We start from the raw sequence: 14,422 nt of genomic DNA on the forward strand, positions 1-14,422 counted from the left end.
GGAGCGAGGTCAGAGCAGGGCAGGGCGGTCGTGCGTTCACTGCTGTCGGACCTCGCCGATTGAATCTCTTTTCCATCGACGGATCGCATCATCGCCGCTAATCGCCACCTCGGTTTGTTTGGAGCCACCAGCGTCGGCGTCGGTGCGATCGTGGGTGGCGGTATCCTCGCACTGGCCGGAGTCGCGTTTGCGACGACGGGTCCATCCGCAATCTTGGCGTTTGGTCTCAATGGCGTCATCGCGATTCTGACCGCTCTCAGCTTCGCCGAGATGGCATCCAAGTTCCCCGAGTCTGGCGGGACTTACACCTTCAGCCGCAAAGTCCTTTCGGTTGAATCCGCCTTCACGGTGGGCTGGGTCGTTTGGTTTGCATCGATCGTTGCCTCCGTTCTTTACGCGATCGGCTTCGGAAGTTTCGCGACGCTGCTGCTGAGCGAATTGTTCGCGACTCAAGGTTCGGTCCCGCATTGGCTTGGCGAACCTTGGAGCGTCCCGGTCGTTTCGCTTGCGACGACCGTCGGCATCGGCGGCCTGATGACGTTTCGAACGTCCGGCGGAGGAGCTTGGATCAACGTCGCCAAAGTGGCTGTCTTCTCGGTTTTGATCATCGGCGGATTTTGGGTGCTGACCGGGCAACCCGTTTCCAAAACCACCGCTGAGCTACGTCCGTTTCTCGGATCTGGTTGGGGCGGCTTGGTACAAGCGATGGGATACAGTTTCATCGCTTTGCAAGGATTCGACTTGATTGCGGCGGTCGGCGGTGAAGTTCGCGAGCCGAGCAAGAACATCCCACGAGCAATGTTGTTGTCGCTGATCATCGCGTTGCTGATTTATTTACCACTCCTGTTTGTGCTTTCCACCGTCGGTACCGATGAGTCCCAAAGCATTCGCGAATTGGCTGCATCGGATCCCGAAGCCGTGGTCGCTTTGGCCGCGCGGCATTACCTCGGCACGTCAGGTTACTGGTTGGTGTTGATCGCGGCGGTCCTCTCGATGTTCTCGGCTCTGCAAGCCAACCTGTTTGCTGCATCGAGAATTGCTCTCGCGATGTCGCGGGACAACACACTTCCAAACGCACTGAGTCGCTTGGCCGCCGGATCCGGTTCCCCTTGGATCTCGGTCTTGGTAACGACCGGTTTGGTGTGCTTGCTGATTCAGCTTCTGCCGGACATCGCGGCGGCGGGTGCGGCATCGAGCTTGATCTTTTTGGTGACATTCGCGATTGCTCATTGGTTGGCGATTTTGGTTCGTCAACGCAGCGAGCTGACACCGCCACCGTTCCGAGTCCCCGGTTACCCAGCCGTTCCTGTCGTTGGCGGTTTGGCTTGTTTGGCCTTGGCGATTTTCCAAGGCATCGCGGTGCCCGAAGCCGGAATCATCGCGGTCATGTGGATCGCGATAGGCGGCGTTCTGTTCCTGTCCTTGTTTGCTCGCCGAGCACGCCTGACCGATGTGTCCAACATCGCCAGCAATCCCGAACTTTCGCGACTGCGTGGCAATTCGCCATTGGTTCTCGTACCGATCGCGAATCCCAACAACGCACGCGCCATGATTGCGCTAGCGGATACTTTGGTTCCCGCCGCACTCGGGCGCGTGCTGGTGCAAACCGTCGTCGTCGCACCTCATGACTGGGATCCGGTTGTCAATCACCGCCCCTCGGCACAGCTTCATTCGGTGATGAACGAGGTTCTGCACGCTTCGGCAAGTCTCGGTATTCGCTGCGAGACGCTAACCACAGTTTCCGCGGAACCGATGATGGAAATCGCCCGCGTCGCCAAATTGCATCAATGCCAATCGGTGCTGTTGGGCTTGAGCGAAATCACTCCAGAAGCACGCGACACGCCGCTGGAAGGCTTGCTCGGCCAACTATCCAGTGACGTCGTTGTGCTTCGTGCTCCCAAAGATTGGCAGCTCGACCAAAGCCAGCAAATCCTCGTACCCGTTGGTGGACGCGGCGGCCACGACTACTTGCTCACACGATTGCTCAGCAGTCTCTCTCGTGAGCAACAAAGGCAAGTCAAGTTTCTGCGAGTGATCCCCACCGATACGCTTCGTGCCGATCAAAAACGCATCCGCAAAGAGCTGGATCGAACCTCGCGCGTCAACGCTGGCAGAGTTTGTGAACGCGAAGTGGTGCTGAGCAATGATCCAATCAAAACAATCGTCGATCGAGCCGGCTCAGCGGGACTGATCATTCTCGGGGCTCAGCGACTGGGCCCCCGCCGAAAACTGTTCGGTGACTTCACCCGCAAGGTCGCTCTCGAGTCCGACTGCCCCGTGATCATCATTAGCCGCCGCGGCTAAAGGACGAAAGAGCCAAGGTGTCATGGCGTCAATCAGCATCGTTCCGCTCACCGAAGCCCGAAGGGTCGACACAGCAATCCCATCCGAGCAGAAAGACGCTGGCAAGTCACGGATAACAGACATCGACAAGCTCATTGTCTCGTCCCTGCTGGGGAGCACAATCGCTTGCTGCGATTGGTTGCGTTCGTGCCGACGGAGAGCCTCCGTCGGCTACAGGTACTAGCGAGAAACCAGCCTAGAAAAATTCAGAACCGGACAGGAGCCCCGATTCCGTGCAGTGCGAGGCAGGAAACACCTTCGCGAAATCAGGCCAACTCTTTTTTTAACTTCGCCTCGGCATCATCCATCTCGCCCGTCGAATTGAACTCGACTTGGACCATCTTCAACCGAGACGTGTCGCCGGCGGTGATGGCGACACGGTTCTTGCTAACGCCCAACCATTTCGCGAGCGATGCGATGACCGCTTTGTTTGCCTTGCCGCCTTCCGGAACCGCGTGGACCGACACTTTCAACGCTCCGTCATGCAGCCCACCCACCGAAGCCTTCTTGGCTTTGGGAGTCACCCGCACGCGAAACTTCCATGTCAATCCTTCGCACTGTCGGTCCAGTGCGACGCTTGATCCACTCATCCGCTTTTCATTCCTCCGCGGGTTTCGACAACGCTGCGGAGCGACGCCCCAAGTTGCCATAGCGGTGGTAGTCGTGCGAGATCGATTGCTCGTTCAAGTACCGCAGACATTCGATGCGACCATGATCCACAACCGGTTCATCAATGACCGTGATGAAGTTTCGCCCGCAAGCTCGACGAATCGATTCTTTCGCGGGAGTCAGCGTACGCATCCGGCTGACACCGCCGCCTTCGATTCGCTCGACCAACTGCTCAACAGATTCTTCGATCGGATCAATCAATCCTGGCAACCAATCGGCGGTGGTTTCCAGCATCGCCGACTTGGACCGATCCAGCTCGGGCGACAGAGAAAGAGTGAACTGAGTGCCCACACAAACCGCGGCTGAAATCGCCACGATCGCGTCGGCGATGTCGTCACCCTTCTCGATTCGAATCGTCATGCCATCGACGGATCGATAACGACGAATGTTGTCTTGACCGATCAATTGATAGGTGTCGTGCTCCAACGCGAAATCAGTTGCGTTGGCGATCTCTTGCGACGTGATCGCTCGTTCGATCCGGAACTTCTGACCATCGCCCAACATCTCGTCAGAGTAACGACCACGCTCGATCCAATCTCGCATGCGATCGAGCTGATCGTGCGAAGCCTCCACCTCATCCGTCGGCGGTTGCCAGTCGTTGACGTGCGTGACGCGAGAGAGAGCGAGCACGTAGTTGGGACCACCGGCTTTGATGCCGGGTCCGTAAGCGGACAAACCAACTCCACCAAACGGTTGTCGCAACACGATCGCACCGGTTGTCGGACGGTTGATGTAAAGGTTGCCGGCCGGAATGGATTCTCGCCACAGTTTGATTTCTCGATCGTCCAAGCTTTCCAGTCCGCTCGTCAGTCCATACCCGGTTGAACGCACGATCTCGATCGCTTCTTCCAGCCGACCAAATCGCATCACGCCCATCACCGGACCAAACAACTCGGTCGTGTGAGTGAAGCTGCCTGGTTGCACGTCCCATTTGACGCCCGGACGGTACAACGTTGGATTGCCATCGACGTGCTCGGACATCACCAACCAAGATTCGCCACCCTCGAGTTCTTGCAAACCACGTCGCAGCTTGTCCGTTGGTGGATCCACCAAAGGCGTCACGCGTGTATGCAAATCCCAAGCGGAACCGACCGGTAGGCTTCGAACCGCGTCGGCCAAGATTTCTCGGAATTCCGGATCATCGAACACTTCGTTCTCGAGCAACAACAGCGACGTGGCACTGCACTTTTGGCCGCTGTGTCCAAACGCCGAGTGCAACACATGCTTGATCGCCAAGTCGCGATCCGCCATCGCGGTCACGACCGTCACGTTCTTGCCGCCCGTTTCGGCCAGCAAGTGAAGATCCGGTCGCACGTCCAGCATTCGTTTTGCGGTTGATGTGCCACCGGTCAAAATGACGGTGTCAACGATCGGATTCTTGACCAACCATTCTTCGGCAACTTCATCGTCACAGATGACAAACTGCAATGCGTCGCGTGGAACTCCCGCGTCCCAAAACGCTTGGCACATCAACCAAGCCGGCAACAACGTTTGCATCGATGGCTTGACGACCACCGGGTTGCCCGCAGCGATCGCGGCTGCAATTCCGCCACATGCGATCGCCAAAGGGAAGTTCCATGGCGTGATGACGGCGACGACACCGCGTGGTTCACACCGGATCCCATCGCACTCGTCCCAAGCCTTCATGGTCAGCGGATAGAACTCCAGGAAGTCAATCGCTTCGCTGACTTCTGGATCCGCCTCAGCAACCGTTTTGCCTGCTCCGGCCACCATGCTGCCGATCCAATCCCCACGTCTTTCGCGAGCCAATTGCGCCACCGACCGCAGGATGGCAAAACGCTCATCAACCGATAGATCCGCCGCCCAGGTCGATTCACTGGATGCTTTGACGGCTGATTCAACCGCGGGCGAAGTTGCCTTCTTGTACCGACAAGTCACAACGCCAGGACGCGAAACATCGTCGGTGGTGAACCATTCTGCTGAAACGCGATCATCTCCATCGAGCGATTCCGCATCGGGCAAACCGACCAGCACCGGCGTCACGCAAGTTGCCTGCTCGTCGCAAAGTGGTTTCCAACGATCCAGTGTTTCCTGTGCCCACTTCGAATTGTGGGGCAACGACCAATCGGTGTCGGGTTCGTTGACGAACTTCGTCCAGTGTTCCGCCGCGGGTGGCTGCACGGGAGTTTGGTACCGGTTCTGTGTTCGTCGAGGCTGCACCGAAACCGTTTTGCAATCCATCAACGCATCCTTGAATCGCCCCGCCAACAATTCAAAGTCAGGTGTGTCCGGCTGCAAGCGATACGCGTGACGCAGGAAGTTCTCGGCACCGGTGTTTTCATCCAAGCGGCGAATCAGATAAGTGATCGCGTGCAAGAAATCGGATTTTGTACACGCCGGTGCGTACAACAACATCGCCGCATCGCGTTCGGTCAATGCGCGACGCTGATGATTCGCCATGCCTTCCAGCATTTCAAACTGGACCGAGTCGGATGCTCCTGATCGCTGGGTCCAAATCATGGCGAGCGCCACATCGAACAAGTTGTGCGAGGCGACCCCGACGCGAATGTTTCCATCTGCTGCGGCTGTGATCAGCTCCCATAGCATGCGTTTGAAGTTCGCATCCGTGTCATGCTTGTTCGTGTACGGAGCCAGCGGCCATCCACCAACCGAAGCATGCACGCGTTCCATTTCAAGGTTTGCGCCTTTGACCAATCGGATCGTCAATGGAGCACCACCACCGGCGACTCGCTTGGTCGACCATTCAATCAGGTCTCGCATCACCAAACAGGAATCCGGGACGTAGGCTTGCAACGCAATCCCGGCTTGAACGGATTCCAAATCGTCGCGTTCTAGAGTCTCGCGAAGCACGTCCGCGGTCAGATACAAATCGCTGTACTCTTCCATGTCCAAGTACACGAATTTGTCTTTCGCCTTGGATCCATCGTCCATGTGGTTGGCGTTGCGATAGAGCCGTTCCAAACGGTCGGCGACCATCCGAATCGTGTGCTCTCGTGCCAGCGGAGACACTTGGCTGTAAAGCGTGGTGAGCTTGACCGAGATACATCGCACCTCGGGCATGCGGAGCAATTCATAGAACGACTGCATCCGCCTTCGTGTTTCGTCGTCACCCAGCAATGCTTCGCCGAGCAAGTTGACATTCATCGCGACGCCGTGACGCTGACGCGATGCCAAGTGCGGAGTCAATAGATCTGGTTCCGCCGGCAGAATCACATTGGCCGTTTCACGACGCATCTTTTCTTTGACCAACGGCACCGCCACGCCGGGTAGATACTCGCCAAAGGATTGGAACCCTTTCAGCATGGCCTGTTCAACAGGACTGAAGAATCGCGGAATACCCTGCAGATCCAACAAGTGGGTCATCTGGTCCGCCACACGGGCCGGCGTGTGTGTCCGGAACGCTTGATCGGTCATCTCAACCAAAGTGGCTTTGTCGGCATCGTGGCCGATCATCCGGTCCAGTTCAGATTGCTGGCGACGTTCCTGTGGTGTCTGCAATGCCCGCGACTCTCGCAAGAGATCAGCCGCCATCTCAATCGCGGCGGCGGCATCCTGCTCGGGGTCAAACCCCTTCGATGTTGACGACAAGGTTGAGTCGGGCTGATTCAAGACACGATCCTTAACAAGAGATTCTGCGGAAACGAAGATCGAAGACACGAGGTTCGCCGATCAACCATTGACGGCTAAACTTTGGCAACTTGCAACCGCCTGTTTTGACAACGATTTCTTTACGGCATTCCGCCGCAACCCAAAGACGCCTGCAATGACGACTGATTTGCCGCAACATGTGTTCCGTTTGCGAGTTCGCTACGACGAATGTGATCCGATGGGCCTGGTTCACCATTCAAATTACTTGCGATATTTCGAAATCGGACGGACGGAGTTCCTTCGATCATCGGGGGGCCGGTACCGCGAAGTGGAAGAAGCGGGCCTGTATGTCGTGGTGGTCCACATCGATTGTCGCTATCGTGCCTCCGCACGTTATGATGATGAAATCGATATCGTGACGAAAATCGCCAAAATCACCGCGGCCAAAATCATCCATGAATATGAGATTCGCCGCGGCGACGAGGTGCTCGTGCAAGCGACCGTGACATTGGCGGTGATAGATCAGAACGGTCGATTGCAACGTGTTCCCGAAGCATTGTTGACTTGAAGCTCTTTGACTCTTTCCTTCCTGGTGCCCTCCCAATGCGTCCTGACCAACCTACCCGATCGCTCAGCAACCGCCGCCAATTCCTCCGCCGCCTCGGAATCACTTCCGCCGTTGGTTACGCCGCGTACTTGGCCCACCAAGTCAGCCCCTCGCCACTGAGCACCGACGCCAATGGATTGCTGGGGAAGGGCAGGGCACTTTGGGCAGCCGAAACGAGCGAAGCAACATCGGAAACCAGCGGCGGCTACCTGAAGCAGTCTCTGAAAGCCGGCATGATCCGGGCCGGTAAGTCCGACGCAGCCAACCCTTGGATCGAACGGTTTCGAATCGCCAAAGACGCCGGCTTCGAAGGCGTCGAACCCAACACGTCACCTGGTATGGACGTCAAAGCGATGGTCGCCGCGTCGGCGGAAACCGGTTTGACGATCGACGGAACCGTCGGTGGCTATCACTGGGGAACAACACACACGAGTCCCGATGCAGCAACTCGCAAGAAAGCTCAACAGTTACTCGAAGAGTCGCTGCAGCAGACCGCCGACTTGGGCGCCAACACTTTCCTAATCGTTCCGGGGCATGGCAAAGACGGCACGGCCGAAGAAGTCCGCCAACGAGCTTTCGAAGCTCTTGATCGCGCCGTTCCGCTCGCCGAAAAGCTCGGCGTCAAAATCTTGATCGAGAATGTTTGGAACCACTTCCTCTACGATCACGGTGGAGACGAAAAGCAATCGGCTCAACCACTGGCAGATTTCGTCGACTCGTTCAACACATCTTGGATCGGTGTCCAATTCGATCTTGGCAACCACTGGAAGTACGGCGATGTGGCCGAGTGGGTGAAGACTTTGGGACATCGCATCGGCAAGCTGGACATCAAAGGCTTTTCGCGTGAAAAGGGTCGCTTCACCGACGTTACCGAAGGCGATATCGATTGGGCGAGCGTCCGAAAGGCACTCGCTGAGATCAAGTTTGAAGGCTGGGTCGCGGCGGAAGTCGGCGGTGGCGACGCGGAACGACTGAAGAAGATTCACGGCCAAATTGAAACCGCCTTGCATTGCTCAAAATCGCTATCACAAATCAAGGCGGAGACCGCGTGACGGCGTCGCAACCACTGGACCAAACCAACCAAGACTCTGAGTCAGCCTCCGCCGGTTCATCCGCCGCGGAGACAGAACACGTCAGCGTGATGCCGAATGAGATCGTGCAATGGGTTCGAGAAATCAACCCGACCACGATCATCGATGGCACCTACGGTGGCGGTGGGCACACACGTTTGTTGGCCGAGGTTTTGGCCGACGCGGGCTCCACTTCCGACACGCCGCGTGTGATCGCGATTGATCGTGACCCCGCCGTCGTTCGTCGTGACGAGCAAAAATCTTGGATCAAAAACGATCCACGAATCGAGCTGTTTCTTGGCAGCTATGAAAGCTCGCCCAAGGCGCTTGACGCACTGGATCTGACGCACGCTGATGCGTTGGTACTGGACCTCGGTCTGTCCAGTGATCAGCTCGCCGATCGGAATCGTGGCTTCACATTCACGATTGATGACGCGGAGCTGGACCTTCGGTTCGATCCGGAAAACGGAGTGCCAGCGTACCGGTGGCTGCAACAACACAGCGAAAAAGAAATCGCCGACGCGATCTATCAATTTGGCGAAGAACGATTCAGCCGCCGCATCGCCAAACAGATCTTCTTGCGAGCCCGCGAACGCAATCCGGTGACCAAGGTTGGTGAGTTGGTGGAGATCTGTCGTCGCTGTGTGCCTCGTTCACGCAATCACGACATTCATCCCGCGACGCGAACGTTTCAGGCATTGCGGATCGCGGTCAACGACGAGCTCGGTGGACTGACACGGACCTTGCAATCCGCTCCCGAGTGGATCGCACCCGGTGGCCGAGTCGCGGTGATCAGCTTTCACTCTTTGGAAGATCGCATTGTCAAAAATGCTTTCCGAGAAGATCACCGATGGGAAATCCTGACGAAGAAACCGCTGCGACCAACTGACGAAGAAGTCCAAGCAAACCCACGCAGCCGCAGCGCCAAACTCCGAGTCGCCAAACGAGTCGAGTGAATTCCGCAACCGTGACATGTCAACCTGCAGCACGTTGGTCTCCAACGTGAATCCACCCATCTCATTAGAGAACCACCGAGCGACAGTTCGCGATGCCCTAATCGCCCCGGGAAATCAGCCAACCTTCCGGCGGCGGTGGCAGATCAAACGCGTTGTGATAGTCCCGCTGACGCATCTCGATCCAAAACAACGTCTCTTCTGCGAGCGACTTGTTCATGGGCGAGAACGCCGACCAGCGAACCGCTTCGGTCACTCGCTCCTTTGCCACAGTGAAGTCTTGCCGTGCCGCTGCGGCGATCGACGCGTTGATGAGTGCTGCTGCACTGCGTGGATGCGATTCTAAAACCTGCTGCCAACGCTGTTCCGCAGCCGGCCAATTGCCTGATCGAGCCAACTCGTTGCCACGTCGAATCGCTCGACTGCCCGGAGACAACCTTGGCGAAGCCAAAGTCACTTGTTGTCGATCGACGCTGGCGGTGAGCAGCCGTTTTGTTTCCAGCACCACCGCGCGGCGTGTTCGTTCGGCCACATCGGGAATGTTCAATAGATGCGGGTACCGTTGCGAAATCAGTGCCTCGTCGACTGAAACCGGCATCCCGGCCGATTCCGCATCGGGATGCAATCCAGTCAATCGCCATGACAGGCTGACTTTGTCGTCGCGATCCTCATGTCCGGTTGCCTGCAAAATTTCACCGTGCAACAGATAACGCAATCCTTCGCGTCGAGCGGCTGCACTGACCGCCACATCGTTGGGTTCTTCTTCGAAACCCGAAACGAGCCGAATGTTCGATGGGCTTTCCAATTGCTCCGCCGCGATCAATCGCCAACGCAAGGGTTGTTCCGCTAACAGAGCCTCCTCGATCGGATCAGCCCACTCATCAGGCCCAGAGATGCCCATGAAAGCGACTCCAGCCGGTTCGGCAGCCAACTGTGGCGGTTGCCAAACGTGGACCGGAGCGGTGGTTTTACAACCCGCCAGCAAGATCCAGCACGCGCACACCCCTAACCAAGCACCTCGAGACACCCAAGGTGAGGGCCAGCGTCGCTCGATGGGAATCGCCGAGCCTAGCATGCGGTGAAAAAGCTTCCTTTCGAACAAAAACCGATCCCCGCAGAAAGGGACCTGAAGCGGACGGTAGCCAAACAGAACGTCTCGCGGCAAGTTATCTTGTGTGAACTAGACTTAGAATCTGTCCGTGAAACTCGTTCTCGCCCCGCGTTGATTTTTTGTATGGCTTCGTTGTTCGTCATTCGAGGACGTGACCAAGGAAAACACTTCCAGCTCGCACCGACGGTCACGCGACTGGGACGTGAATCCAGCAACAATGTGCAGTTGCTCGACAACGAGGCTTCGCGAAGCCACGCCGAAATTCGCGGTGACGGCACCGGACGTCGTTACGAACTGGTCGACCTGGGCAGCAGCAACGGCACACTCGTCAACAATCGCAAGATCACACGCCACGTTCTGACCAGTGGCGATCGGGTGGAAATCGGTTCGACGCTGCTGATTTTTACCGGCACCGGCAACGTGTCTGCTCTCGATGCGGCTCACGGCGTCGACATCGTTCGCCAAGTCCGCGGAGGCGATGCCAGCAACATCGTTTCTTCGCTGTCTCGCGAAGGCGTCGTCTCGCCATACACACCGGGTGGCTCTTCATCCAACAGCCCATCAACCGATAAACCCGCGACCTCGCCGACGACTCTGCCGCCACCAATCCCGCCACCCATCGAGAATCAACCAGCGCCGTCTCGCGACCAGGAGGTCGATTCCTCGGCATCGGATTCGGATACACATGGTCAATTCCACGGGCCGCCGGTCATCGGTCGACTCGATGCAGACCGCTCGCTGGAAGTCATGTATTTGACCGCGATCGCGGTCGGACGGACTGACGACCTAGACGAGGTTTTGGATCGCGTCCTCAAGTTGGTCTTTGACTGGGTCGAGGCTGATCGCGGATGCATCATGCTTCGCGACCCGGAATCCAAACGACTGACGCCGGCCGCACGCTGCGATCGGGAATCGGCGACTGATGCAACGAAACAAAAACCTTCGTCCAAACCGCAAGACCGTATCCAAATCAGCCATACGATTTTGGATTACGTGCTGCAACACAAACAGGGCGTTCGCACAAACGACGCACTTGATGACGAACGGTTTGATTCCGCCGCGTCGATTGTTCAAGGCGGAGTTCGCGAAGCCCTCTGCGTTCCGTTGCAGGGTCGATACGAAATCGTTGGCATGCTTTACGTCGACACCTACACCACACCTGGAGAACTGGTTCGGAAAGGTGGCGCGACACGATTCCATGACGAACACCTTCGATTGATTACCGCTGTTGGACACCAAGCCGCACTCGCTATTGAAGACACGTTCTACTACTCGGCTCTGTTGCAGGGCGAACGTTTGGCTGCGATGGGCCAAACGATCGCCACGCTTTCACACCACATCAAAAACATCCTGCAAGGCGTCCGAGGCGGAAGCTATCTGATCGAATCGGGACTGCAGAAAGATGACACCGATGCGATCCGTCGAGGTTGGTCCATCGTTGATCGCAACCAAGAACGAATCAGCAACCTTGTGCTTGACATGCTGACGTTCTCAAAAGAACGCGAACCGGAACTACAAGATGGCAACCTTAACGAAGTTGTGAGCGACGTGGTCGAACTCATGCAGAGCAGGGCAGGGCAGAGCGAAATTGAACTCGCTTCTGACCTAGATTCGACGTTGCCGATCGCCACCTTTGATAGCGAAGCGATTCACCGAGCCGTGCTGAACTTGGTCACCAACGCGATCGATGCCGCCACCAAGACGGTGCTAGTGAAAACGTTTTACGATGCGGCCCAGGGCTGGATCGTCGACGTGGAAGACGACGGCGAAGGCGTTCCCGAAGAAGACCGCGAACAGATCTTCTCGCTGTTTGAGTCCAAAAAAGGTGCTCGTGGAACCGGCCTCGGATTGCCCGTCAGTGCAAAAGTGCTGCGTGAGCATGGAGGCACGTTGACCGTCGATGACGCGGCAAGTGGCGGAGCTCGTTTCCGAATGATCTTACCGGCCACCGGAACTGATATTAGCGAGCTATCACGCAGCGAGACGCAAGCTTAAGGCTCTCGCGGAGATGCCTTCTCTCATGTTTTGCAAATCGAAATTCCCGACTCACGCGAGGATTCACTTGAGCGGGAAGTCACTTGAACTGCAACGAGTCAAAGAACTCCGACGGCTTGTCGAGTTCACTTTCGTGGGACCGCGGCTCGCGTTTGCCGCCAACTAAATCTTGGATCTCGGAGTACGGCGAATACATCACGACCACGAGATTTCGATTGTGAACAAAGATTTCGCAGTCCGACCCTTCGATACCGCCCACGCCTGATTGCATGGTCCCCGCCATTCCATCCACTCCGGACCGGGTAACGGGACGAGAATTCGAAAGACGGATTCTCATGTCTCGCAACAATTCTGCAATCGGAATGCTTGGATCGATTGCCGCCGGCAAATCAGCCACCACCAACGAGTACTGAGAACCGGTTTCTTTCCGCCGGCCGGTGAGCTCGTGAACCGTCGTGCCGGGGAACTGTTGCGACTTGTCTCTCCGGTCTTCGCCAGCCGGCATGTTAACGGTGTAGCCTTTGTAACTCACGGTCGTCCAACCGCTGTGACGCGATCCCAGGTACCCAACGGCAAAGATCCCGCCGGCACACAGAACGATGCTCAACACACCGAGTCCAACCAAGGTCCCGATGATTTTGAGAGCAGCGTTTGAACCGCCCCCCTTTGATTTTCTGGAAGGCTTCGGCGGCTCATAAACGGTGACCGGTCCCGAGGGTCGAAAGACCGAAGCCGGTGGCGTTGCCTGAGACGCGCCATAGCCAGGCAAGCTGTCGAACAGGTTTTCCGGAGGCACGTTGATCGGGACTGTGGAACCGGCCGGGGCTCGAACAGCGAGCATCAACTCACACTTCGGGCACTTCACTTTTCCCGCGTCCATCGTCGCAGGAATCTGCAACGTTGTTTTGCAGCGAGGACACACTATCCGACGTCCGGTCATCGAAACTCCCGCGGTTCATCACCCGGCAATGAGCAAAAAAAAGTGTCACATGCCTCTTATGCAAAGCACGCAGCAGGCCGCTCCGGCAAAAGGCACCTGACACTTTCTCCCAACCGTTCTTCGACAGTGATGCGACAGTTGGATCGGCCCGGATGCCAGTTTACCCCAGCGCGGCGGCGAGTGCGTCTCGAACGACTGGTAGAACTCGACCTTGGACATCATCCAAGGTGCCTTCCAAAAACGCTCCCGCGGCGGCTTTGTGCCCACCGCCGCCAAATTGGCGAGCAACCTCGTTGCAATCCAAGCCGCAACGACTTCGAAAGCTCAATTTGAAACCACCCCGCACTTGTCCGACGAAGATCACGGCGGCTTGGGTGCCGCGAATGGCCAGCGTCAAATTAATTGCGTCTTCGGTGTCATTCGGTTGAGCGCCGCACAACTCGAAATCCTCTTTGTTGACGGATGTGTAAACCAACGCTCCATCCATCTCGGTGATCGTTCGAGAAAGGATCAATCCGCGAAGTTTTAATCGGCCGAGCGTGTCACGCTCATACAGATCGCCGTACACCTCGCTGGGAACAACCCCCGCATCGATCAACCGAGCAATCGTTCGATACGTGTCCGAAGTAACACTTGGGAACCGGAACCATCCGGTGTCAGTCGCAATGGCAGCAAACAAAGGCGTCGCCATCGTTCGCGTCAGTGGAACATTCAGCGCATCGGCGGCTTGAACGACCAAATGACCTGTCGCTTCGGACTGATAATCCTTGTACATCCGCGCGCCCAATTCATCTTCACCAACATGGTGATCGAGCACCATTTTGTCGGCTCGCGACGCACGGATGACGTCGCCCATGTCACCAAGCTGAGCCCAGGCGCTGGTGTCAAGAATCATAATGCAGTCCGCTTTCACGTCTTCGGCCTCAACCGAATCACCCAGCACTTCGATGTTGCCAGCGGGATCCAAAAACGACAAAGCCTGAGGAGTCCTGTGAGCATTGATGATACGAACATCCTTGCCAATCGCTCGCAGGACTTCCGCCATTCCTAGTTCGCTGCCCAGTGCATCGCAATCGGGACGAATGTGGCTGACCAAAACGAACGATTGGTAATGTTGAATTTGATCAACAAATGCTTTCCAGTTAACTCCCACGAGCGGGTCTT

Annotated in this window: 11 protein-coding genes; 6 read left to right on the forward strand and 5 right to left on the reverse strand. The window is 56.8% G+C overall.

The features are described from left to right. The first annotated feature begins 114 nt into the window (after positions 1 to 114). Entirely contained in the window at positions 115 to 2,304 is a 2,190-nt protein-coding gene (locus RE6C_RS17345; protein WP_008658578.1) for an amino acid permease, read from the forward strand. Positions 2,305 to 2,609: 305 nt separating this feature from the next. Here RE6C_RS17345 and RE6C_RS17350 read toward each other — a convergent pair whose 3' ends face one another. Together RE6C_RS17350 and RE6C_RS17355 are read right to left on the reverse strand one after the other, a co-directional pair. Further along, on the reverse strand, positions 2,610 to 2,933 hold the full coding sequence (locus RE6C_RS17350; protein ID WP_008658579.1) for a DUF167 domain-containing protein: 324 nt from the start codon (positions 2,931 to 2,933) through the stop codon (positions 2,610 to 2,612). Positions 2,934 to 2,940: 7 nt separating this feature from the next. After that, complete coding sequence (locus RE6C_RS17355) at positions 2,941 to 6,651, reverse strand: bifunctional proline dehydrogenase/L-glutamate gamma-semialdehyde dehydrogenase (RefSeq protein WP_008658580.1); 3,711 nt, start codon at positions 6,649 to 6,651, stop codon at positions 2,941 to 2,943. Between the two features lie 106 nt (positions 6,652 to 6,757). On the opposite strand from RE6C_RS17355, the gene RE6C_RS17360 reads away from it, so the two are divergent. Genes RE6C_RS17360 through rsmH form a run of 3 tightly spaced genes read left to right on the forward strand, consistent with a single transcriptional unit; the run spans position 6,758 to position 9,215 of the window. After that, a complete protein-coding gene (locus tag RE6C_RS17360) occupies positions 6,758 to 7,150 on the forward strand; it encodes an acyl-CoA thioesterase (protein ID WP_039962376.1) in 393 nt (130 codons plus the stop codon). A gap of 35 nt (positions 7,151 to 7,185) precedes the next feature. After that, positions 7,186 to 8,241 carry a sugar phosphate isomerase/epimerase family protein gene (locus RE6C_RS17365; protein ID WP_008658583.1) on the forward strand — a complete coding sequence of 352 codons (1,056 nt, stop codon included), beginning with the start codon at positions 7,186 to 7,188 and terminating at the stop codon, positions 8,239 to 8,241. After that, the gene (rsmH, locus tag RE6C_RS17370; protein WP_008658584.1) at positions 8,238 to 9,215 is read left to right on the forward strand and encodes a 16S rRNA (cytosine(1402)-N(4))-methyltransferase RsmH; all 978 of its coding nucleotides are present in this window, start codon (positions 8,238 to 8,240) and stop codon (positions 9,213 to 9,215) included. Before RE6C_RS17365 ends, rsmH begins: the two co-directional genes overlap by 4 nt. 97 nt (positions 9,216 to 9,312) lie before the next feature. Here the strand turns inward: rsmH and RE6C_RS17375 are convergent, their stop codons facing one another. After that, positions 9,313 to 10,113, reverse strand: a complete 801-nt coding sequence (locus tag RE6C_RS17375; RefSeq protein ID WP_236618294.1) for a hypothetical protein — start codon at positions 10,111 to 10,113, stop codon at positions 9,313 to 9,315. Between RE6C_RS17375 and RE6C_RS32940 the strand changes: the two genes are divergently transcribed. Further along, complete coding sequence (locus RE6C_RS32940; RefSeq protein ID WP_236618295.1) at positions 10,112 to 10,294, forward strand: hypothetical protein; 183 nt, start codon at positions 10,112 to 10,114, stop codon at positions 10,292 to 10,294. The genes RE6C_RS17375 and RE6C_RS32940 overlap by 2 nt on opposite strands. A gap of 152 nt (positions 10,295 to 10,446) precedes the next feature. Further along, positions 10,447 to 12,318, forward strand: coding sequence for an ATP-binding protein (locus RE6C_RS17380; protein WP_008658586.1), 1,872 nt, complete (start codon positions 10,447 to 10,449; stop codon positions 12,316 to 12,318). Between the two features lie 79 nt (positions 12,319 to 12,397). Here the strand turns inward: RE6C_RS17380 and RE6C_RS17385 are convergent, their stop codons facing one another. Together RE6C_RS17385 and RE6C_RS17390 are read right to left on the reverse strand one after the other, a co-directional pair. Further along, positions 12,398 to 13,216 carry a hypothetical protein gene (locus tag RE6C_RS17385; RefSeq protein WP_236618296.1) on the reverse strand — a complete coding sequence of 273 codons (819 nt, stop codon included), beginning with the start codon at positions 13,214 to 13,216 and terminating at the stop codon, positions 12,398 to 12,400. A gap of 202 nt (positions 13,217 to 13,418) precedes the next feature. After that, positions 13,419 to 14,411: a DHH family phosphoesterase gene (locus RE6C_RS17390; protein WP_008658590.1), complete on the reverse strand. Its 993-nt coding sequence runs from the start codon at positions 14,409 to 14,411 to the stop codon at positions 13,419 to 13,421. Positions 14,412 to 14,422 lie beyond the last annotated feature (11 nt).

It is taken from the genome of Rhodopirellula europaea 6C, assembly GCF_000338295.1.
In the GTDB taxonomy this organism is placed as follows: Bacteria; Planctomycetota; Planctomycetia; order Pirellulales; family Pirellulaceae; genus Rhodopirellula; species Rhodopirellula europaea.